19 protein-coding genes are annotated in these 20,397 nt (G+C 63.2%); 11 read left to right on the plus strand and 8 right to left on the minus strand.

Going from position 1 to position 20,397, the window contains the following annotated elements; all coding sequences use genetic code 11:
• The first annotated feature begins 130 nt into the window (after positions 1-130).
• On the plus strand, positions 131-1,621 hold the full coding sequence (locus B058_RS0102500) for a helicase HerA-like domain-containing protein (protein ID WP_018506891.1): 1,491 nt from the start codon (positions 131-133) through the stop codon (positions 1,619-1,621).
• A gap of 10 nt (positions 1,622-1,631) precedes the next feature.
• Here the strand turns inward: B058_RS0102500 and trpC are convergent, their stop codons facing one another.
• The 6 genes from trpC to B058_RS0102530 all read right to left on the minus strand — a co-directional run bounded on the left by trpC (position 1,632) and on the right by B058_RS0102530 (position 7,956).
• Positions 1,632-2,420 (minus strand): indole-3-glycerol phosphate synthase TrpC, encoded by a 789-nt coding sequence (trpC, locus tag B058_RS0102505; protein WP_018506892.1) that lies wholly within the window; start codon positions 2,418-2,420, stop codon positions 1,632-1,634.
• A gap of 5 nt (positions 2,421-2,425) precedes the next feature.
• A complete protein-coding gene (trpD, locus tag B058_RS0102510) occupies positions 2,426-3,457 on the minus strand; it encodes an anthranilate phosphoribosyltransferase (protein WP_018506893.1) in 1,032 nt (343 codons plus the stop codon).
• Positions 3,454-4,023, minus strand: coding sequence for an anthranilate synthase component II (locus B058_RS0102515; RefSeq protein WP_018506894.1), 570 nt, complete (start codon positions 4,021-4,023; stop codon positions 3,454-3,456). The genes trpD and B058_RS0102515 overlap by 4 nt, the downstream gene beginning before the upstream one ends.
• Before the next feature lie 321 nt (positions 4,024-4,344).
• Positions 4,345-4,989, minus strand: a complete 645-nt coding sequence (locus B058_RS0102520) for a c-type cytochrome (RefSeq protein ID WP_018506895.1) — start codon at positions 4,987-4,989, stop codon at positions 4,345-4,347.
• Between the two features lie 44 nt (positions 4,990-5,033).
• Positions 5,034-6,350 (minus strand): cytochrome C, encoded by a 1,317-nt coding sequence (locus B058_RS0102525; protein ID WP_245539241.1) that lies wholly within the window; start codon positions 6,348-6,350, stop codon positions 5,034-5,036.
• A gap of 337 nt (positions 6,351-6,687) precedes the next feature.
• Positions 6,688-7,956, minus strand: a complete 1,269-nt coding sequence (locus tag B058_RS0102530; RefSeq protein WP_018506897.1) for an NAD(P)/FAD-dependent oxidoreductase — start codon at positions 7,954-7,956, stop codon at positions 6,688-6,690.
• Positions 7,957-8,111: 155 nt separating this feature from the next.
• On the opposite strand from B058_RS0102530, the gene B058_RS0102535 reads away from it, so the two are divergent.
• From B058_RS0102535 to B058_RS0102570, 9 genes are all read left to right on the plus strand, one after another.
• The gene (locus B058_RS0102535; RefSeq protein WP_040723411.1) at positions 8,112-9,410 is read left to right on the plus strand and encodes a sigma-54 interaction domain-containing protein; all 1,299 of its coding nucleotides are present in this window, start codon (positions 8,112-8,114) and stop codon (positions 9,408-9,410) included.
• Positions 9,411-9,729: 319 nt separating this feature from the next.
• On the plus strand, positions 9,730-10,095 hold the full coding sequence (locus B058_RS17720) for a hypothetical protein (protein WP_157265473.1): 366 nt from the start codon (positions 9,730-9,732) through the stop codon (positions 10,093-10,095).
• 94 nt (positions 10,096-10,189) lie between these two features.
• Positions 10,190-11,479 (plus strand): TolC family protein, encoded by a 1,290-nt coding sequence (locus tag B058_RS0102545; protein ID WP_026240578.1) that lies wholly within the window; start codon positions 10,190-10,192, stop codon positions 11,477-11,479.
• Between the two features lie 8 nt (positions 11,480-11,487).
• The gene (locus B058_RS0102550) at positions 11,488-13,017 is read left to right on the plus strand and encodes an efflux RND transporter periplasmic adaptor subunit (RefSeq protein WP_018506901.1); all 1,530 of its coding nucleotides are present in this window, start codon (positions 11,488-11,490) and stop codon (positions 13,015-13,017) included.
• 9 nt (positions 13,018-13,026) lie between these two features.
• On the plus strand, positions 13,027-13,221 hold the full coding sequence (locus B058_RS18090; protein WP_211208601.1) for a P-II family nitrogen regulator: 195 nt from the start codon (positions 13,027-13,029) through the stop codon (positions 13,219-13,221).
• Positions 13,212-13,373 (plus strand): P-II family nitrogen regulator, encoded by a 162-nt coding sequence (locus B058_RS18095; protein WP_211208602.1) that lies wholly within the window; start codon positions 13,212-13,214, stop codon positions 13,371-13,373. Before B058_RS18090 ends, B058_RS18095 begins: the two co-directional genes overlap by 10 nt.
• Before the next feature lie 13 nt (positions 13,374-13,386).
• The gene (locus tag B058_RS0102560) at positions 13,387-16,533 is read left to right on the plus strand and encodes an efflux RND transporter permease subunit (protein ID WP_018506902.1); all 3,147 of its coding nucleotides are present in this window, start codon (positions 13,387-13,389) and stop codon (positions 16,531-16,533) included.
• Between the two features lie 42 nt (positions 16,534-16,575).
• Positions 16,576-16,965, plus strand: a complete 390-nt coding sequence (locus B058_RS0102565) for a hypothetical protein (RefSeq protein WP_018506903.1) — start codon at positions 16,576-16,578, stop codon at positions 16,963-16,965.
• A 168-nt stretch (positions 16,966-17,133) separates the two neighbouring features.
• Positions 17,134-17,721 (plus strand): DNA-3-methyladenine glycosylase I, encoded by a 588-nt coding sequence (locus tag B058_RS0102570; RefSeq protein WP_018506904.1) that lies wholly within the window; start codon positions 17,134-17,136, stop codon positions 17,719-17,721.
• On the opposite strand, the gene B058_RS0102575 is transcribed toward B058_RS0102570, so the two are convergent.
• On the minus strand, positions 17,709-18,479 hold the full coding sequence (locus B058_RS0102575) for an AraC family transcriptional regulator (protein ID WP_018506905.1): 771 nt from the start codon (positions 18,477-18,479) through the stop codon (positions 17,709-17,711). The genes B058_RS0102570 and B058_RS0102575 overlap by 13 nt on opposite strands.
• An 87-nt stretch (positions 18,480-18,566) precedes the next feature.
• Here B058_RS0102575 and B058_RS0102580 point away from each other — a divergent pair, with 87 nt between their 5' ends.
• Positions 18,567-19,796: an MFS transporter gene (locus B058_RS0102580; RefSeq protein WP_018506906.1), complete on the plus strand. Its 1,230-nt coding sequence runs from the start codon at positions 18,567-18,569 to the stop codon at positions 19,794-19,796.
• A 59-nt stretch (positions 19,797-19,855) separates the two neighbouring features.
• On the opposite strand, the gene B058_RS0102585 is transcribed toward B058_RS0102580, so the two are convergent.
• Entirely contained in the window at positions 19,856-20,395 is a 540-nt protein-coding gene (locus tag B058_RS0102585) for a DUF1697 domain-containing protein (RefSeq protein ID WP_018506907.1), read from the minus strand.
• Positions 20,396-20,397: the final 2 nt, after the last annotated feature.

Here is a 20,397-nt window from a genome sequence, read left to right on the forward strand (position 1 = left end):
ACAAACTTTCCTCCTGTTTTCATAATAGCGAGATGATACCCGGAGTATTAGCGTTTACTTCTATTCTTTGCCCGGTACGCGTTGCCATCGAACTCGATAGAATCCGCATATCGACACCCCAGGATGCACCATGACCGAACCGCTGCTCGTCGCCCGGAACGCCACCACCGACCTCGTCCTGCTGCCGCAGATGGCCAACCGGCACGGGCTCATCACCGGCGCCACCGGCACCGGCAAGACCGTCACCCTGCAGACGCTGGCCGAACATTTCTCCAGCATAGGCGTGCCATGCTTCATGTCCGACGTGAAAGGCGACCTGTCCGGCGTATCGCAGGCCGGCGGCGGCAACGCCAAGGTGGCCGAGCGGGTCGCATCGCTCAAGCTCGAAGGCTTTGCCTACCAGGGCTATCCGGTCACCCTGTGGGACCCCTTCGGCAGCAGCGGGCATCCGGTGCGCGCCACCGTGTCCGACATGGGCCCGCTGCTGCTGGGGCGCATGCTGGACCTCAACGACACGCAAAGCGGCGTACTCAATCTGGTGTTCAAGGTGGCCGACGACAACGGCCTGCTGTTGCTCGACCTGAAGGACCTGCGCGCGATGCTCGCCTTCGTCGGCGAGAACGCCAAGCAATTCACCACCGAATACGGCAACGTCTCCTCCGCCTCGATCGGCGCCATCCAGCGCGGATTGCTGACGCTGGAATCGCAAGGCGGTGAACAGATTTTCGGCGAGCCGATGCTGAACATCGCCGACCTGATCCAGACCGACCGCGGCCGTGGCGTCATCAACATCCTGGCGGCCGACCGCCTGATGCAGTCGCCCAAGCTGTACGCCACGCTGCTGCTGTGGCTGCTGTCCGAACTGTTCGAACACCTGCCCGAGGCTGGCGACCTCGACAAGCCGAAGCTGGTGTTCTTCTTCGATGAAGCCCACCTCTTGTTCAACGATGCGCCCGACGCGCTAGTGGAGAAAATCGAGCAGGTGGTGCGGTTGATCCGCTCCAAGGGCGTTGGCGTGTACTTCGTCACCCAGAACCCGGCCGACGTGCCCGACAAGGTGTTGTCGCAGCTCGGCAACCGCGTGCAGCATGCGCTGCGCGCCTTCTCGCCGCGCGACCAGAAGGCCGTGAAGGCCGCCGCCGAGACCATGCGCGACAACCCGGCGCTGGACGAAGCCGCCGCCATCACCGAGCTGGGCGTAGGCGAGGCGCTGGTATCGCTGCTCGACGCCAAAGGCCGGCCCGGCGTGGTCGAACGCGCCTTCGTCGTCCCGCCGCAGGGCCAGATCGGGCCGATCACCGACGCCCAACGCGCGCAGCTGATCCAGTCCTCGCTGGTCGCGGGCGTCTACGACAAGACCGTCGACCGTGAATCCGCCTACGAAACACTGAAGGCGCGCGCGGAACAATCGGCGCAGGCGGCGCAGCAGGCCAAGACCGCAGCGCAATCTCCAACGGGAGGCGGGCTCGGCGGGGTGCTAGGTGAGATCCTGACCGGGAACGGTCGCCGCCAAGGCGCGGCCGAAGCGCTCGCCAAATCGGCTGCTCGCGCCATCGGCAGCCAGGTCGGTCGCAGCCTCATACGCGGCGTGCTCGGCAGCCTGTTCGGCAGCAAGCGCTGAACGATTTTAATCAGGCGAAGAGACGGGCCAGCTCGGCGCCCGGGTCGGCCGCGCGCATGAAGGCCTCGCCGACCAGGAAGCCGTTGACCTGATGGCTGCGCATGGTCGCGACATCGGTCGGCGCGAGGATGCCGGACTCGGTGATGACGATGCGGTCGTTGCCGATTTTGGGCAACAGCGCCAGCGTGGTACCGAGGCTGACTTCGAAGGTGCGCAGGTTGCGGTTGTTGATGCCCTGCAGCGGCGTTTTCAATTGCAGCGCGGCATCGAGTTCATCGGCGTTGTGCGACTCCACCAGCACCGCCATCCCCAAGTCGAACGCCAGCGCTTCCAGTGCCTGCATCGCCGGCAACTCCAGCGCGGCGACGATCAATAGAATGCAGTCCGCCCCCATCGCCCGCGCCTCGTAGACCTGGTAGGAGTCGACGATGAAATCCTTGCGCAGCACCGGAAGCCGGCACGCGGCACGTGCCGCCTGCAGGTAGTCGGCACTGCCCTGGAAGTAGTCGCGATCGGTCAGCACCGACAGGCACGCGGCCCCGCCCTTCTCGTAACTGGCCGCGATCTCGGCCGGTCTGAAATCGGGCCGGATCACGCCCTTGGACGGACTGGCCTTCTTGATTTCGGCGATCACCGCCGGAAAACCAGCGGCCAGCTTCGCACGCAGGGCGCCGACGAAATCGCGTGGCGGCGCGGCGGCTTCGGCGCGTGCGCGCATCTCGGCCAGCGGCACTGTGGCGAGCCCCGAGGCGATTTCGTCGCGCTTGGTGGCGAGGATCTTTTCGAGGATGTCGGACATCGTGCTCAACCCCCCGTGGCGTGCCGGGAGAACGCCACCAGCTGCCGCAGCTTTTCGCGGGCGGCGCCGCTCCCAATTGCCGCGCGCGCCAGTTCGATGCCCTCGCCCAGGGTATCGGCACAGTCGGCCACGTAGATGGCGGCGCCGGCGTTGAGCAGCACGATGTCGCGCGCCGGCCCAGGCAACCCGTCGAGCACGGACAGCAACATATCCTTTGCCTGTGTCGCGTCCCACACCTTCAGCACCTCGCTGCCGCTGGTCTCCAGCCCGAACTCGCCCGGACGGATCGTGTATTCGCTGACTTCGCCGTCCTTCAGTTCGCCGATCAGGGTCTCGCCACTCAGGGTGATCTCGTCCATGCCGTCGGAGCCATGCACGACCATGACGTGGCGGCTGCCGAGCCGCTGCAGCACGCGCACCAGAATGCCGACCAGGTCGGGATGGAACACGCCCAGCAGCTGGTGCGGCGCGCCGGCCGGGTTGGTGAGCGGGCCGAGGATGTTGAACAGCGTGCGCACGCCCAGTTCGCTCCGCACCGGCGCGGCGTGCTTCATGGCGCCATGGAAATTCGGTGCGAACATGAAGCCGATGCCGATGGCATCGATGCTCTCGGCCACCTGCTCAGGCGTGAGATTGAGGTTCACGCCCAGCGCCTCCAGCACGTCTGCACTGCCGCTGGTGGACGACACCGAACGCCCGCCATGCTTGGCGACCCGCGCGCCGGCGGCGGCGGCAACGAAAGCCGCCGTCGTGGAAATGTTGAAGGTATGCGCCGCGTCGCCCCCTGTGCCACAGGTATCGACCAGATGCGCGCTGTGCTGCGCCGGCACCTGGGCGGCGAATTCGCGCATCACCTGCGCGGCGGCGGCGATCTCGCCGACGGTTTCCTTCTTTACCCTGAGGCCCGTGATGATGCCGGCGATCTGCACCGGCGTGAGCTCGCCGCGCATGATCTGGCGCATCAGCGACAGCATCTCGTCGTGGAATATTTCGCGCTGCTCGACCAGCCGGGCGAGTGCCTGCTGCGGCGTGATCATCGCGCGCCTTTCAGGAAATTCGCCAGCATGGTGTGACCGTGTTCGGTAAGGATGGATTCGGGATGGAACTGCACCCCCTCGACCGCCAGCGTCTTGTGGCGGACCCCCATGATCTCGCCGTCGTCGGTCCAGGCGGTGATATCCAGGCAGTCGGGCAGCGACTCGCGTTCGATCACCAGCGAGTGGTAGCGGGTGGCACGGAAGGGATTGGGCAGACCCTTGAACACGCCCACATCCAGGTGGTGGATCATCGAGGTCTTGCCGTGCATCAGTTCCTTGGCACGCACGATCCGGCCGCCGAAGGCCTGGCCGATGCTCTGGTGGCCGAGGCAGACGCCGAGGATGGGCACCTTGCCGGCGAACTCCTTGATCAGCGGCACCGACACGCCCGCCTCGTTGGGTGTGCAGGGGCCGGGCGAGACGACGATGTGGTCGGGTTTCAGCGCCGCGATGCCGGCAAGGTCGATTTCATCGTTGCGGATCACCTTGACGTCTTCGCCCAGTTCGCCAAAATACTGCACGAGGTTGTAGGTGAAGCTGTCGTAGTTGTCGATCATCAGCAGCATATCGCGGCCATCCTATTGATTTGCATAGCCCCTGCTGCTTCGTCTGGAGAGGGATACCCGGCCGATCGTCCGGTTATTCTGTCGCTGCCGGGGAGGGCATCATTGAAAGGGGGCATTATCCCCTGCCGGCGCATACCGCGACAAGTTCAGGATGGGTGTCCCGACTTGCCGGACGCCCTGATCTCCACATGACCATCCCCCATGCCAGCCCACCGCTGGCCTGCATGAAAAAGGCCAACCGTGTGGTTGGCCTTTTTCATGGCGCCATTTCATCACACTGGAAGCGTGCAACGCGCACGCCCAGGCTGGCATCGGCGATCGCTAGTTGGGCGAGACACTCTGCAGGTAGGTCGTCACCGCCACCAAATCTGCGGACGTCAGGCCATGGACCAGGGGCTTCATCATCGCGCCTGCGGGACGCTGGTTGGTCTCCGACAGGATATGCAGCTGCTTCATCATGTAGTTGGCATGCTGGCTCGCCAGGCGCGGGAAGGTGTCCTTGCCCATGCCCATCGCGCCATGGCAGCCCGCGCAGGCGGCCACTCCCTTGTCAGGGATGCCGTTCTCGAAAATCGCCTTTCCGGCTGCAACCGTTGCGGGGTCGCCCGTGACATTGGGCGCATCTTTCTGCTGCGAGAAATAACGGGCCAGCCCCGCGATCTGTTCGTCGGTCAATTTTCGGGTAATGCCCCACATATATTCCGAACCCGCAGGATCGATACGGTCATGCCCGCGGAAGAATTTGAGCTGGGCAATCAAATACGCTTCCTGCTGCCCGGCCAGCTTGGGAAAAGCGGGCGAAGTCGAATTGCCGTCCACACCGTGGCAGCTCGAGCAGACCTGCAACGCCAGTGTCCGGCCCGATACATTCGGATTGCCGATATCGCGCGAGCGTTCCAGATTGACGCATCCACTCCCCAGGCTCGCGATAGCCAGCGCCAACATCGTGTACACGGCTGTCTTCATATTGGAATCCCTTCAGGTCAGAAAAGTGCGTTGCCAGGCCTGCTTTAGTAGGCGCCCCATACATAAACGAACAGCGTGTCGTTGTCGCTGGCACTGCGGCCAAAGCCATCGTAGTTGCTGTGGCTGCCACTGAATTTCGTGTAATGCCAGTATTGCGCGCCAATGCGAAGGTACTGGACGGGCGTCCAGAACACCTCGGGAATCCAGGCAGTCGTATCCGGACTCCCGCTTAAGTTGCCCGTGATGTCCGCCGGCCCGCCGAAAAATCCGGCATCGGTCGAGCCGGTGGTCTGCTGGTAGGCCAGACTGGCGCCATACGTGGCGTTGTAGACATACGCCCCCTTGATCTTGAGTTCCTTCAGGGTATCGCTCGCATTGTCGTAGCCCAATGCCAGCGGGTCGCCCCACTTCACGTTTTCGTGGATGTAGCTGATGTGGGCCGTGACCGTGTGCGGGTCGAGGATGTATTGATATTGCGCATCCAGCCCGTAATCCCGGTAGCGGTCGGTCGGCTGGTTGACGTCGTTGTTCTCGTGGATCTCGGCGACCAGGCCCGAGGTGCCGATCATCAGGTCATGCGGCCCGAACGCCTTGGTGTAGGCCAGTCGCCAGTAGGGCGCGCCGTCCTTGATCCTCGCGATGCCGGAGTTGTCCCCTGGATGCAGGAATCCGAAAGGGCCGTTGGCCGTCTTGTAGAGCGCGAGTTCGCCATAGAGGCTCCTGTTCCAGTAGGCATAGACACCGGCACCCACCGCGTCTTGCCCAAGCCCGCCGTCAAGCAGGGGCGAAGCGGGCGCGCCGAGCGCGAACGTCGGCCCAACATAGGGATAGCTCCAGGCCGGCGCACTGTTCCACACATCCTGCATGCTCGGGTTGTTGTTGGCGAAAGCGCCGACGATGAGGTCGCTGCCCGGCGAGATGAAACGATCGGCATAGCGAAACTCCGTGTTGTCCGGACTCAGGTGGCCCACCCAGTCGCCGTTGTCCTGCTGGTGGTCATAGTTCGCGTAGGTCGCCTGCGCGAACAGGCCGAGGTTGTCGGTAATCTTGCCCGCAAGAAAAACGCTGCCGACGTCGAATATCGGCGTGCCCTGCTTGTGGAAGTCCACGGTGTCCTTCACCCCGGTGGAGTCCTTGGGGTTGCGTACCCGGGTGTAGTCGAGGACCGCCATCACCGAGAGGGGCATGGCACGGGCCCCCATCGTATAACCTGTGAGCTTGAACAGCCGCCCGTATGGGGTCAGTTCCGGAAACTGGCCACCGGCATGGCAGGCTAGGCAGTTCTGCCCTGTCTGCCGGGCAAAAGCCGGAAGCGCATAGCTGGGGAAAGACCACATCCCCAACAAGACAAGGGCAAGCAACGTTGGGAGAACGTCCTGCACCCTCAAAATATGGCGCCAAACTGATTTGGTTATCAAGTGCGTTCTCCCCAAAAAAATCGACGTTGAAAACAGCTTGCTTATTCCAGCAATGACGCGGCGCCTATTGTGTTGCAAAAAATATCAACGTTGCATAATTGAAAAATAAAAACAAAATGTGTTGCATAAATGAACAGTTTTAATTAATAGGACATGGGTATCCGTTGTTCAAGGGCTCCCCATAAAATTAAACGGCCCCGGTCATCGCCGCATCTCCATACATGACTCACCCCCATAAAAAAAGCGCCCGAAGGCGCTTTGATGCCGGGCATCGAGGGAATTATTTGAGCTTCTTGATCCCCATCAGGCCCAGCACATATTTTTCATACAGCGGCTCGGTCGAGCCTTTTTTCATTTTGCGCATGAAGTATTTCTCGAATGCCACCTTGGCCAGGTGCACCCACTTGCCTTCCTTGAACCAGTTGACGTTGCGCGGCGGAATCTGCGGCAGCGCGACGAAGGCCGCACCGGTGTCGCCGAAATCGGCCAGGCAGATGGCATTCCAGGAGGCTTTCTCGGTGGGCTCGCGACCATCGAGTACGGCACGGATGTTGTGTGCCGTGGCCGTGACCATGGACTCGATCATGTAGCCGGTCTTGGGCGTACCGGTGGGTACCGGCGTGGGCTCGACCGGCGGAATGGCGACGCACACGCCGACCGAATAGATGTTCGGGAACTTGGGATTGCGCTGATAGGGGTCGATGACGATGAAACCGCGCGGGTTGGTGAGCCCCTCGATGCCGAACACGGCGTCGATGCCCTTGAACGCCGGCAGCATCATGGAGTAGGCGAACGGCAGTTCATGCTCCTTGATCACCTCGCCTTTTTCGTTGTGCTCGGAGACGAACATCTTGCCGGCCTCGACCTTGGTGACCTTGGCATTGCAGATCCACTTGATGTGGCGGTCGCGCATCACGGACTCCATCATGCCCTTGGAGTCGCCGACGCCGCCCAGGCCCAGGTGGCCGATGTAGGGCTCGGCGGTGACGTAGGTCATCGGCACCTTGTCGCGAATTTTGCGCTTGCGCAGATCGGTATCCATGATCATGGCGAACTCGTACGCCGGGCCGTAGCACGAGGCGCCCTGCACCGCACCGACCACGACGGGCCCCGGAGCCTGCACGAAATCGTCCCACACCTTGCCTGCCGCCACAGCGTGCTCGACCTGGCAGATTGACTGGGTGTGGCCTTCCGGCCCCAGTCCGGGCACCTCATCGAAGGCCAGCTTGGGGCCGGTCGCGATGACGAGGAAGTCGTAGTCCACGATCTGGCCGTCGGTGAGCTCGAGCTGATTCTTCTCAGGGTGCACGCGCGCCGCGCCGACCGCAATAAAATCGATGTTCTTCTTGTTCAGATACGGCGCGGCGGGAATTGTGATGTCGTCGCGCTTGCGCCAGTTCACCGCCACCCAGGGGTTGGACGGCGTGAACTGGAAATACGGCAGATTCGAAATCACCGTGATCTTGTCTTCCGCCCGCGCCGATTCGCGCATTTCGTAGGCCATGGTCATGCCCCCCACGCCCGCACCCAGAATAACGATATGTGCCATGTTTCGCCTCAGTGGTTGATGTTGCACACCTATACAGCAACAGGCATGCCACCCCATAAAGAACGCCCCGCATGCGGGTTACCCGGGATAAACAGATTTGACATGGCCATTTCGTCATGCCATTTTCCATCATTGTCATGACGAAAGTGTCAGATATGAACATCGAACTTCAAAGCCTGATCGACACGCACGAGCAGCCGTTCGTGGTGATCGACCGCAGCTACCGCATCGTCGCCGCCAACCAGCGTTACTGCGATGCCTACGGGATGACGCCCGCCGCCATCGTTGGCCAGCAATGCCATGCGGTCTCCCACCACTCGCAGCGACCCTGCCACGAAAACGGCGAACATTGCCCGCATCAGGCCCTGTTCACGCAGGGCGAGACGGTCGAAGTCCTGCACACCCATTACCACGCCGACAACCAGCCCGAACGCACTCGCATCCGCGGACACCGCTTGCACGGCGCGGATGGCGAGCTCTACCTGGGCGAGCAGCTGTTTCCGCTGGAGGCCGAGGCGGGCAGCGAATGCGACGCCATGCAGATGATTGGACAGTCGCCTGCTTTTCTCACCTGCGTCGACAACCTTGCACGCGTGGCCGAAAGCGAGGCGTCGATCCTGCTATACGGCGAGAGCGGCGTCGGCAAGGAACTTGCCGCACGCTTTATTCATGCGCGTTCCAATCGCGCAGGCACGGCATTCATCGTCATCAATTGCGCAGCCGTGCCGGAAAGCCTGTTCGAGAGCGAGCTCTTCGGCCACGAACGCGGTGCGTTTTCCGGCAGCAACGGCCTGAAGAAAGGCCTGTTCGAACTCGCCGACAGCGGCACCCTCTTCCTCGACGAAGTGGGCGAGATCCCGCTGGCCATGCAGGCCAAGCTGCTGCGCGTACTGGAAACCGGCGAATTCCGCCGAGTCGGCGGCACGCAGACGCTGACTGCAGACGTGCGCGTGGTATCGGCCACCAACCGCAGACTGCTTGACGAAGTCGATGCCAAACGCTTCCGGCTCGACCTCTATTACCGCCTGGCCGGCATCGACGTCACCCTGCCGCCGCTGCGCGAGCGCGCCGCCGACCTGCCCGACCTGGCGAACTTCCTGCTGAAGCGGCTGACCGGCGGGCAAAGCCCCTGCCGGCTCGCGCCGGACGCCGTCTCGGCATTGCAGGCCTACGACTTCCCCGGCAACGTGCGCGAACTGCGCAACCTCCTGCAGCATGCCGTGCTCAGCTGTCGCGACGGCACTATCCGCGCAGCCGACCTGCGGCTGCCCCCGCGCGTCGCACACGCGCGCCCCGACGCCGCCAGCGCCTCGCTGCGCGACATGGAACGCGCGCACCTGCGATCCCTGCTCGACGCGCACCAGGGCCATCGCGCCCGCGTCGCCGCCGCGCTGGGCGTCACCGAGCGCACGCTGTATCGCAAGCTCAAGCAGCACGGCTTGGGAAAGAACTGAATCCGTTCCCGGCTTCCCTTCAAGAAGCGGTGCAAAACACGAAATCGCGTTGGTGGCGGTCGGAGCAGGGTTGAAATCGGCGATCTGACACGACGAGGCGTATGGGAAATGGATGACGACGGTGGCAGGGAAAGCCACGGGAACTCCGTCTCTATGGGGCCGCTACTCGGCCAGAGCCGCCGTTGGTGTACTGCGCCAACCAGATCAGCTAAGCACCGCACACCGGCCATTGACTAGAAATGCCGATGAATGACCAACTCCAGCAAATGCGTACGATCGAACTCTTGGTGAATACGCTGGAATCAGTACAATCCGATCCATGCGTCGTCTCATCGCCCTGATTATCATGCTCGTCGTTCCCCTCCAGTTCGCCTGGGCAGCGGCGGCCGGCCTGCATGAGCACGTGGCGATGGACACGGTGGGCGCACATGTCCATGATCACGACCATCACGATGCCGAGCATGCCAGCCATGGCCTCGACGCTCTCGGCAGTACCGACGGCGAACCGTGCAATGAAGACGATCATCATGGCAGCCACTGCCACCATGTGTTTTCCTTCATCTTCCATCAGCCCAGCTCCCTGCCCGGACTGGAACTGAAGGGCGGTCCGCTTAAACACGCGCCAGCCGCCTTCCTCAGCCGCATCCCCCCTCTGCTCGACCGCCCCCCTCTAAAGCGCGCCTGACCGGCGCCCCCGTCTGATTTGTTCGATGCGGCCTTGTGCCGCGATCCCGTCGCGCGCCGGTGTTCTTCGCCCTGTTTCTTACACGAGGAAAACCATGCGACTTACGCTATCCGTATTCTTGCTCGCGCTGCCGTTGGCGACGTGGGCGCAAATCCCGCAAACCGGTCTGGAACAAGGCGCGCCACGCGCCAGCGAACCGGCTGCCCCACTTACCCTGAATGCGGCACTGGAATTGGCACTTGGCGCCAACCCAGAGTTGTCGGCGGCGGGCCGCGAACTGGAGGCACTCGACGCCACCATCACCCAGGCACAAGCCCGGCCCAATCCAGTGCTTTCGGCCTTGATCGAGGACACGCTCCGGGAGGCGCGGACCACGACGCTACAGTTGAATCAACCGATCGAACTGGGCGGCAAGCGTGGCGCCAGGATCGAAGCTGCCGAGCGCGGCCGCGATGCTGCATCCCTGGAGTTGGAAGCCAAACGTGCCGAGATTCGTGCGGCGGTAACGGCGGCATTTTTCGACGTGCTGGTTGCGCAGGAACGTCTGCGGCTTGCCCAGGCGTCGGTCGAGCTTGCGCAACGCGCCAGCGCTGCCGCCGCGCGGCGAGTCACAGCTGGCAAGGTGTCCCCGGTCGAAGAAACCAGGGCGCGCGTGGCCGAGGCCGCCGTACGTGTTGAACAGGCGCAGGCAGCAAGCGAGGTCGCGACCGCACGCCGCCGACTGGCTGCCACCTGGGGCAATTCGTCACCGCGTTTCGAGCGCGTCGAAGGCGACCCCGAAGCCCTGCCGCCACTCCCCGCCATGGCAGACCTGAACGCGCGCCTCGCCGCTTCCCCCAACTTGCTGCGAGCCAGGATTGAGGTTGATCGTCGGCAATCGCTGGCGGAAGTTGAACGAAGCCGGAGCGTTCCGGACATGATTGTCATCCTGGGTGGCAAACGCATCGAAGAACTGGATATCAACCAGGCGATCCTCGGCGTTTCGATTCCGATCCCGATCTTTGATCGCAATCAAGGGAACCTGCTTGAAGCGCTTCGCCGCACCGACAAGGCGCGCGACGAACTGTCCGCCACCGGGATCCGCCTGTCCAATGAGCTTGTGCAAGCGCATGAACGCCTGAATACGGCACGCCAGGAGGTGGCGTCGCTACAGCGGGACATTCTGCCGGGTGCGCAGAGCGCCTACGACGCCGCGACCAAGGGCTTCGAACTGGGCAAATTCAGCTTCCTCGAAGTGCTGGACGCCCAGCGCACTTCATTCCAGGCCAAATCCCAATATCTGCGCGCACTGGCTGAAGCGCATCGATCCGCCGCCGAAATCGAACGCATTCTCGGCGCGGCATCGACCCAATCGACTCTAGCGCCAGCCGCCACTCAGCAGTAGGAGCCCACATGAAACTCAATCTGAACAAAAAACAGACCCTTTCCATTGCCGCTGTCCTGGGGATCGGCGTCGTGTTGGCCGGGCTGATTCTCGGCACGGGCAAGCAGCAGTCCGCAGACGACGGGCACGGGCAAGAAAGTCATGCCGAAGCGTCGGGTCACGACGACGAAGAAGCGCACACGGCAGAAGCTAGTCCAGCCAAGGGCCCGCACGGCGGCAAGCTTTTTAACGACAACGGCTATGGGCTGGAAGTAACCATCTTTGAACAAGGCGTGCCGCCGGAGTTTCGCGTCTATCTCTACCGCGACGGCAAGCCGGTCGATCCGTCGTCAAGCCAGGTTGTCATTACGCTGCACCGCCTCGGGCGCGCGCCGGAGGCCATCCAGTTTGCCAAGGTAGGTGATTACCTCAAGAGCGACGCCGAGGTGGTCGAGCCGCATTCGTTCAAAGTGGAGATTGCCGCGCAGTCCGGAGGCAAGGCGTACCGCTTCGGCTACGACCAGATTGAAGCGCGGGTGAGCCTGAGCGATGTGCAGCTCAAGCAAAACGGCGTGAGCCTGCTGACTGCGGGCCCGGCACGGATCAATGCCGTGCTGCAACTAATCGGTGAGATTCGCCTGAACGAAGACCGCATGGTGCATGTGGTGCCTTTGCTGACCGGGGTGGTGGCGGCTTCGCCGGCCAATGCAGGTGACCTGGTGAAAAAAGGCCAACTGCTGGCGGTGATTTCCAGCCAGGCGCTGGCCGACCAGCGCAGCGAACTGCTGGCGGCACAAAAACGCCTGGCGCTGACGCGCACGACGTTTGAGCGGGAGAAGCAGTTGTGGGAAGAAAAAATCTCAGCCGAGCAGGACTACCTGCAAGCGAAGCATGCCATGCAGGAAGCCGAAATTGCCATGCAGAACGCGCGGCAGAAGCTGGCGTCGCTGGGTGGCGCGGGACAACCGGGCGGCGCGCTGACGCGCTACGAAATCCGCGCGCCGATCGACGGCGTGGTGGTCGAAAAACACCTCTCGCTGGGCGAAGCCGTGCAGGGCGACGCGAAGATTTTCGTTATCGCCGATTTGTCCACGGTGTGGGTGGACATGACGGTCGCGGCCAAGGACCTCGGTGCAGTCAGGCCCGGCCAGAAAGCTGACATCCAGGCCACAGCGTTTGCGGCGCGGGGCAGCGGCACGATTTCCTATGTTGGCGCGCTGGTCGGCGAAGCGACGCGCGCGGCCACCGCGCGGGTGGTGTTGCCTAATCCGAACGGGGTCTGGCGCCCGGGCTTGCAGGTCAAGGTACAGCTGGTCACCGGCTCGGTCGAGGTGCCGGTCGCGGTGGCCGCTGAAGCCATTCAGAGCGTGCGTGACTGGACGGTGGTGTTCGGACGCTACGGCAACGATCTGGAAGCGCGCCCGCTGGAACTCGGGCGCAGCGACGGCAAGTTCATCGAGGTCGTCAGCGGGCTGAATGCGGGCGAAGTGTATGCCGCGACGAACAGCTTCCTGATCAAGGCCGATCTGGAAAAATCCGGCGCGAGCCATAACCACTAGGAGACCCCGATGAAACAGATCATCGCTATCGTGCAGCCGCATCGTCTGGACAGCATTGAACAGGCACTGTATGGCCTCGCCCATTTGTCCGGCTTCACCTACTTTCCGGCGTACGGCCATTTCCGTGGACAGGGGCCGCACCACGCCTTTGTGCCCACCGAGTGGAACCCGCACGCCCACGAGCGGCTGGGCTGGTGCTGCTGATGTTTTGCGCAGATGAACACGCGCAGACGGTGGTGGAAGCCATCCGCGCAGCGGCTTGCACAAGCAATCCCGGCGACGGTTTGATCGTTGTTTCTGAACTTGCAGACGTGCTGCGCATTCGCTCCGGCAAGCGCGGCGACGCGGCGCTTTAGGAAAAATCCCATCATGTTTGAAAAAATCATCCGTTTTGCCATCGACCAGCGCTGGCTGGTTCTGCTGATGACGCTGGGCATGGCAGCGCTCGGTGTGTACAACTACCAGCAGCTGCCGATCGATGCCGTGCCTGACATCACGAACGTGCAGGTGCAGATCAACACCGCCGCTCCCGGTTATTCCCCGCTTGAATCCGAGCAGCGCATCACCTTCCCGATCGAAACCGTCATGGCCGGGCTGCCCGGTCTGGAGCAGACGCGCTCGCTGTCGCGCTATGGCCTGTCGCAGGTGACGGTGATCTTCAAGGAGGGCACCGACATCTACTTTGCGCGGCAACTCGTCAACGAGCGTATCGGCCAGGCGCGCGCGCAATTGCCCGCCGGCGTCGCGCCGGGAATGGGTCCGATTTCGACCGGCCTGGGCGAGATTTACATGTGGACGGTCGAGGCCAGACCCGGCGCGAAAAAAGCCGACGGCAGCGCCTACACGCCGACCGACCTGCGCGAGATCCAGGACTGGATCATCAAGCCGCAATTGCGCAACGTGCCGGGGGTGACCGAGATCAACAGCATCGGCGGCTATGCCAAGACGTTTCAGGTTGCGCCGCTGCCCGACAAGCTGATGGCCTACGGCCTGACGCTGCACGACCTGGTTGCCGCCATCGAGCGCAACAACGGCAACACGGGCGCGGGCTACATTGAAAAAAGCGGCGAGCAATACCTGATCCGCGCGCCCGGCCAGGTCGCCAATCTGGCCGACATCGGCAATATCATCGTCGGCAGCCGGGAAGGCGTTCCGATTCGCATCGGCGACGTGGCCGAAGTCGGTATGGGCAAGGAACTGCGCACCGGCGCCGCGACCGAGAACGGGCGCGAAGTCGTGCTTGGAACGGTGTTCATGCTGATCGGAGAAAACAGCCGCACCGTGTCGCAGGCGGTGGCCAAGCGGCTGGAGGAAGTCAACCGCACGCTGCCTGCCGGGGTGGTTGCGCAGACGGTGTACGACCGCACCATCCTGGTCGACAAGGCGATCGACACGGTCAAGAAAAACCTGATCGAAGGCGCGCTGCTGGTGATCGCGGTGCTGTTCCTGTTCCTGGGCAACATCCGCGCCGCGATCATCACCGCCATGGTCATCCCGCTGGCGATGCTGTTCACCTTTACCGGCATGGTCAGCAACAAGGTCAGCGCCAACCTGATGAGCCTGGGCGCACTCGACTTCGGCATCATCATCGACGGCGCGGTGGTGATCGTTGAGAACTGCGTGCGCCGGCTGGCGCACGCGCAAGCTGCTGCGGGGCGAGCCCTGACCCGCAACGAGCGCTTTCACGAAGTGTTCCTGGCGTCGTGCGAAGCGCGGCGGCCGCTGCTGTTCGGCCAGCTCATCATCATGGTCGTCTACCTGCCACTCTTCGCGCTCACTGGCGTTGAGGGCAAGATGTTCCACCCGATGGCGTTCACCGTGGTCGCGGCCCTGCTCGGCGCGATGATCCTGTCGGTGACGTTCATCCCCGCCGCCGTCGCGCTACTGATCGGCGATAAGGTCAGCGAGAAGGAAAATCGCCTGATGGGCTGGGCGCGGCGCGGCTATGCGCCGATGCTGGATTTTTCGCTGAAGAATGCCCCCCTGGTGCTGAGTTTTGCGGGCGTCGCAGTGGTTTTGTCGGCGCTGCTGCTCACGCGCATGGGCAGCGAATTCGTGCCCAGCCTCAACGAGGGCGACATCGCGCTGCACGCCTTGCGCATTCCCGGCACCAGCCTGTCGCAGGCAGTCGAGATGCAGACCGAACTCGAACGCACGATCAAACAGTTTCCAGAAGTCGAGCGGATTTTCGCCAAGCTCGGCACAGCGGAAATCGCCACCGACCCGATGCCGCCCAGCGTCGCGGATAACTTCATCATGCTCAGACCGCAGTCGGAATGGCCCGATTCGACGCGCAGCAAGGCCGACCTGGTGCAGGCGATGCGGGAGGTGACCGCCAGGGTGCCCGGCAATAACTACGAGTACACCCAGCCGATCCAGATGCGCTTCAACGAACTGCTGTCTGGCGTGAGGAGCGACGTGGCGGTCAAGGTGTTCGGCGACGACATGGACACCATGAACGCCAGCGCTGAAGCTATTTCCCAAGTGCTCGAGAGCGTGCCAGGCGCGGCCGACGTCAAAGTTGAACAGACCACCGGGCTGCCGATGCTGACGATCCAGATCGACCGCGAAAAAACCGCGCGCCTCGGCATCAATGTCGGCGACGTGCAGGATGCAGTGTCGATCGCACTCGGCGGGCGCGAAGCTGGCGTGCTGTTCGAGGGCGATCGGCGCTTCGACATCATTGTCCGTCTGCCCGAGCGCCTGCGCAACGACCTGGCGGCGATGCAGCAGTTGCCGATCCCCCTGCCATCCTCAGCGGACAATGCGCAAGCCAACTTCGTGCGACTGGGCGAGGTGGCGAACATCAACGTTGCCCCCGGCCCCAACCAGATCAGCCGCGAAGACGGCAAGCGTCGGGTGGTCGTCACCGCTAACGTACGCGGTCGCGACATCGGCTCGTTCGTCAGCGAAGCCACCCAGAAAATCCAGGCCGACGCGCCGGTCCCAGCCGGCTACTGGACAACCTGGGGCGGCACCTTCGAGCAATTGCAATCGGCCGCCAAGTGCCTGCAAATTGTCGTCCCGGTCGCGCTGCTGCTGGTGTTCATGCTGCTGTTCGCCATGTTCAACAACGTCAAAGACGGGCTCTTGGTGTTCACCGGCGTGCCGTTCGCGCTTACGGGCGGCATTCTCGCGCTGTGGCTGCGCGATATTCCGCTGTCGATCTCTGCGGGCGTCGGCTTCATTGCGCTGTCGGGTGTGGCCGTTCTGAACGGTCTGGTGATGATCGCCCACATCCACAGCCTGCGCGAAGGCGGAAAACGGCTCGACGAGGCGATTGTCGATGGCGCGCTGACCCGCCTGCGTCCGGTGCTGATGACCGCGCTGGTCGCATCGCTCGGCTTTATCCCGATGGCGATTGCGACTGGCACCGGCGCCGAAGTGCAGCGCCCACTCGCTACCGTCGTCATCGGCGGCATCCTGTCTTCGACAGCGCTGACCCTGCTGGTCCTACCGGTCCTGTATCGGCTGGCCCACCGTAAGGAGGAAGAGGAAGCGGGCAACCTGAAGTGAGCCAGCCTGTCCGATGGATCCACATCTTGAAAGAAGTTCGTAATGAAACACTGGAAAATTTCCACTCTGTTCGCTCTGAGCCTGCTCACCGGCTGCGCCTCTACGGATGTCGCGCTGTCGTCCGCCGACAAACCAGAGGCTGGTGCTGGCACATTAAAAATCGGCTGGTCGCGCTTTAGCAGCGTCCAGATTCGCCTGGACGGCAAGATTTATGTTGGCGAATGGCGCGACAGCCGTTGCTTCACGCGAGAATGTTTGGGCGAGTTCAGGAATATCCAGAGGATATATCGTAAACATATTCGCAAAGGCGCTGCCGAACTTGTGGCTAAAGACAATACGTGCCTGAATTGCGAATGGGGCAGCCACGGTATGAAAGTAATCGGTGCCTGCAGGGCCGACGATGGCCGTGTATATCATCTGCAAGCGGGCTAATTGCTGGTGTGCAATGCATAGCCGACCTGGGCCACGCAGTACGCCACCGGCGGCTCAGGCCGAATCAGACCCACTGCAAGTCGGCCCATATCACTGAAACAAGTGAAATAAGGCTTTGCCACTTGTCGTTGTGCCAAACTACCGCCCACCTCCCAACAAGTCATCCCCATGACCGACCGCCCCCGCTGCACCTGGTGCGGCACCGATCCGCTCTACTGCGCCTACCACGACGAGGAATGGGGCGTGCCGCTGCACGACGAGCGCGCGCTGTTCGAATTCCTGATTCTGGAAGGCGCGCAGGCGGGCTTGTCGTGGTTCACCATCCTGAAGAAGCGTGAAGGCTACCGGCGCGCATTCGACAATTTCGACGCCGAGCGCATCGCGCGCTACGGCGAGGCGGACGTGGCGCGGCTGATGGCGGATGCGGGCATCGTGCGCAACCGGCTGAAGATCGAATCGACGATTACCAATGCGCGCGCGACGCTGGCGCTGCGCGAGACGGCGGGCGGGCTGGATGCCTACTTCTGGAATTTCGTGGACGGCCGCCCCCTCTCCAACGCGTGGAAAAACATCGGGCAGGTGCCGGCGAGCACGCCGCTGTCCGACACGATCAGCAAGGATCTGAAAAAACGCGGCTTCAAGTTCGTGGGCTCGACCATCGTGTATGCGCACATGCAGGCCACGGGTATGGTCAACGACCATACGGTCGATTGCTTCCGCTATCGCGAGGTGGCCGGCGCGGCTCAGCGGAAGTAACCGCTGGGCGATGCGCCGAACTGGCGCTTGAACATGGTGGCGAAGGCGCTCGGGCTGTTGTAGCCCAGGTTGAGTGCGACGTCGACGACCTTCACGCCCGCGGCCAGTTGCTCCAGTGCAGTGATCAGGCGCGCCTGCTGGCGCCATTGGCCGAAGGTCATGCCGGTCTGGCGGGCGAAGCGGCGCTGGATGGTCTTGGCGTCGACGCCCAGGCGACCTGCCCAGTCGCCCAGCGTGGAGGCATCGTCGGGCGCATCGGCCAGGACGCGGCAGATGGTCAGCAAATCCGGATCGCTGGGCTGCGGCAGATGCAGCGGCAGGCTGGGCAGCACCGCCACTTCGTCGAGCAGCAACTGCATCAGGCGGCCGTCGCGCATATCCGGATCGTAGGGCTGCGCCACCTCGATGGCCGCCAGGATCAGTTCACGCAACAGCGGCGAGATGCCGACCACCTGGCAGTCGGCCGGCAGGTTCGGGCTGGCGTCGGGACGGATGTAGACGGTGCGTATCTTCACGTCGCCAACCATGCGGATGCCATGCGGCTCGCGGGCCGGCACCCAGAGGCCGCGCGTGGGCGGCACCACCCATTGGTCGCCCCGGGCGGCAACCACCATGACGCCCTGGACAGCATGGATGAGCTGGGCGGTGGGGTGGCTGTGGCTGGGCACCACGTGGCCGGTGGGATAGTCGATGGCCTTGCCGGTGACGGGCATCCGGCCCTGGTCCAGGTCTTGGCCGCCGTGCAGGTGAATGTCCATTTCGAAAAGGTCACTGCCTTATTTCAGTGAGACGGACAAGCATCTTAGCCCTAAATTGACGGTTCGTTCATCCTCGAACCCTTCGCCATGACGACCGCGCATTCCGACGCCGACCGCACCGCCTTCAAGGTACTGGGCGCGATCAGCTTCTCGCATTTCCTCAACGACACGATGCAGTCGCTGCTGATCGCGAGCTATCCGCTGTTCAAGCATGAACTCGATCTCAGCTTCGCGCAGATCGGGCTCATCACGCTGGCCTTCCAGTTCACTGCCTCGCTGCTGCAACCGCTGGTGGGCGCGTATACCGACCGCCATCCGAAGCCGTTCTCGCTGTCGCTGGGCATGGGCTTCACCCTGGCCGGGCTGCTGTTGCTGTCGCAGGCGACCACGTTTCCGCTGCTGCTGGCCGCGGCCGCGCTGATCGGCAGCGGCTCGTCGATCTTTCATCCGGAGGCCTCGCGGGTGGCGCGCATGGCCTCGGGCGGACGGCACGGCCTGGCGCAATCGATCTTCCAGGTCGGCGGCAACGCAGGCGCGGCCTTCGGCCCGCTACTCGCGGCCTGGGTCGTGCTGCCGCACGGCCAGAAAAGCCTGGCCGTATTTTCGCTTTTCGCGCTGCTGGCCATGATCGTGCTGGCGGGGGTCGGCATCTGGTACCGCGACCAGCATCGCAAGCCGAAAAAGGCCGCATCCGCCGCCAGCCACGACCTGCCGCGCGGCCGCGTGCTGCGCACGCTGGCGGTGCTGATGGCGCTGATGTTCTCGAAGTTCTTCTACCTGGCCAGCATCAGCAGCTATCTGATCTTCTACCTGATGCAGCACTACGGCATCGACGCGCAGGAAGCGCAGTACCACCTGTTCTACTTCCTGTTCGCGGTGGCGGCGGGCACGCTGCTGGGTGGGCCGATCGGCGACCGCATCGGCCGCAAGCGGGTGATCTGGCTGTCCATCCTGGGCGTGGCGCCGTTCACGCTGGCGCTGCCCTACGTGGGGCTGGCCGCGTCGGCGGGGCTGACGCTAGTCATCGGCTTCATGCTGGCCTCGGCTTTCCCGGCCATGGTGGTCTACGCGCAGGAACTGATGCCGGGCAAGGTCGGCACCGTGTCGGGGCTGTTCTTCGGATTGGCCTTCGGCCTGGCCGGGATCGGCGCGGCCGTGCTGGGCGGGCTGGCCGACCGCTGGGGCATCGAAACGGTCTACATGCTGTGTTCGTTCCTGCCGCTGATCGGCCTACTGGCGGTGTTCCTGCCTGACCTGCGCAGTCAGGCAGGCGCCGTGCGGGCGACTCCCATGCCGGCCACGATTCCGGTCAAATGACGCAGGCCGGGTCTTCGCTCATCCGGAAAAACCGGTACGACTGACAGTCCAGGCCGGCGCTAGGCAGCGCGCGCCAGCTCGCCGAGTTTGCGCACGGTGTTCCAGTTGCGGCTGGTCATCGGCACGCCCAGCAGACGTTCCAGGGCGGCAGCGAGCTTGGATCGGCCGATGCCGTCCGGCGCATGCAGGTAGAGCACGTCGTCCGCCAGCTGAAAACGTTCGCTCGCAGCCCGGAGTTTTTCCAGGCCCTCGAGATTGGGCTGGGGCGGAACGGTTGCGAGGAAATTCACATACAGGGTGCCGGGCACGGACTCCGCTTCAGGATAGGGATTGCCCTGGATCACCTGTTCCAGCGTCGGCATATCGAGCAGCCGCACCCAGGGTTCGAAGCCGTGGCTTTTGCCGATGGCAGTGCCGATTTTTTTCGACAGCAGCGCAGGATCGACAGCCTTGCCCTGGAATACCACGTTGCCGCTCTGAATGTAGGTCGCGATACCTTGCAGACCGAGCCCTTCCAGCACTACTGCCAGTTCTTTCATCGGCAGTTTGTTGTTTCCGCCAACGTTGATGCCGCGAAAGAGTGCGATATACGTTTTCATCG

Origin of the sequence: Thiobacillus thioparus DSM 505 (assembly GCF_000373385.1) — a bacterium.
Lineage (GTDB): Bacteria > Pseudomonadota > Gammaproteobacteria > Burkholderiales > Thiobacillaceae > Thiobacillus > Thiobacillus thioparus.

Coding starts and splice junctions, on each gene's coding strand:
- B058_RS0102500 (WP_018506891.1), top strand. CDS start 131: ATGACCGAACCGCTGCTCGTCGCCCGGAACGCCACCACCGACCTCGTC.
- trpC (WP_018506892.1), bottom strand. CDS start 2,420: ATGTCCGACATCCTCGAAAAGATCCTCGCCACCAAGCGCGACGAAATC.
- trpD (WP_018506893.1), bottom strand. CDS start 3,457: ATGATCACGCCGCAGCAGGCACTCGCCCGGCTGGTCGAGCAGCGCGAA.
- B058_RS0102515 (WP_018506894.1), bottom strand. CDS start 4,023: ATGCTGCTGATGATCGACAACTACGACAGCTTCACCTACAACCTCGTG.
- B058_RS0102520 (WP_018506895.1), bottom strand. CDS start 4,989: ATGAAGACAGCCGTGTACACGATGTTGGCGCTGGCTATCGCGAGCCTG.
- B058_RS0102530 (WP_018506897.1), bottom strand. CDS start 7,956: ATGGCACATATCGTTATTCTGGGTGCGGGCGTGGGGGGCATGACCATG.
- B058_RS0102535 (WP_040723411.1), top strand. CDS start 8,112: ATGAACATCGAACTTCAAAGCCTGATCGACACGCACGAGCAGCCGTTC.
- B058_RS17720 (WP_157265473.1), top strand. CDS start 9,730: ATGCGTCGTCTCATCGCCCTGATTATCATGCTCGTCGTTCCCCTCCAG.
- B058_RS0102545 (WP_026240578.1), top strand. CDS start 10,190: ATGCGACTTACGCTATCCGTATTCTTGCTCGCGCTGCCGTTGGCGACG.
- B058_RS0102550 (WP_018506901.1), top strand. CDS start 11,488: ATGAAACTCAATCTGAACAAAAAACAGACCCTTTCCATTGCCGCTGTC.
- B058_RS18090 (WP_211208601.1), top strand. CDS start 13,027: ATGAAACAGATCATCGCTATCGTGCAGCCGCATCGTCTGGACAGCATT.
- B058_RS0102560 (WP_018506902.1), top strand. CDS start 13,387: ATGTTTGAAAAAATCATCCGTTTTGCCATCGACCAGCGCTGGCTGGTT.
- B058_RS0102565 (WP_018506903.1), top strand. CDS start 16,576: ATGAAACACTGGAAAATTTCCACTCTGTTCGCTCTGAGCCTGCTCACC.
- B058_RS0102570 (WP_018506904.1), top strand. CDS start 17,134: ATGACCGACCGCCCCCGCTGCACCTGGTGCGGCACCGATCCGCTCTAC.
- B058_RS0102575 (WP_018506905.1), bottom strand. CDS start 18,479: ATGGACATTCACCTGCACGGCGGCCAAGACCTGGACCAGGGCCGGATG.
- B058_RS0102580 (WP_018506906.1), top strand. CDS start 18,567: ATGACGACCGCGCATTCCGACGCCGACCGCACCGCCTTCAAGGTACTG.
- B058_RS0102585 (WP_018506907.1), bottom strand. CDS start 20,395: ATGAAAACGTATATCGCACTCTTTCGCGGCATCAACGTTGGCGGAAAC.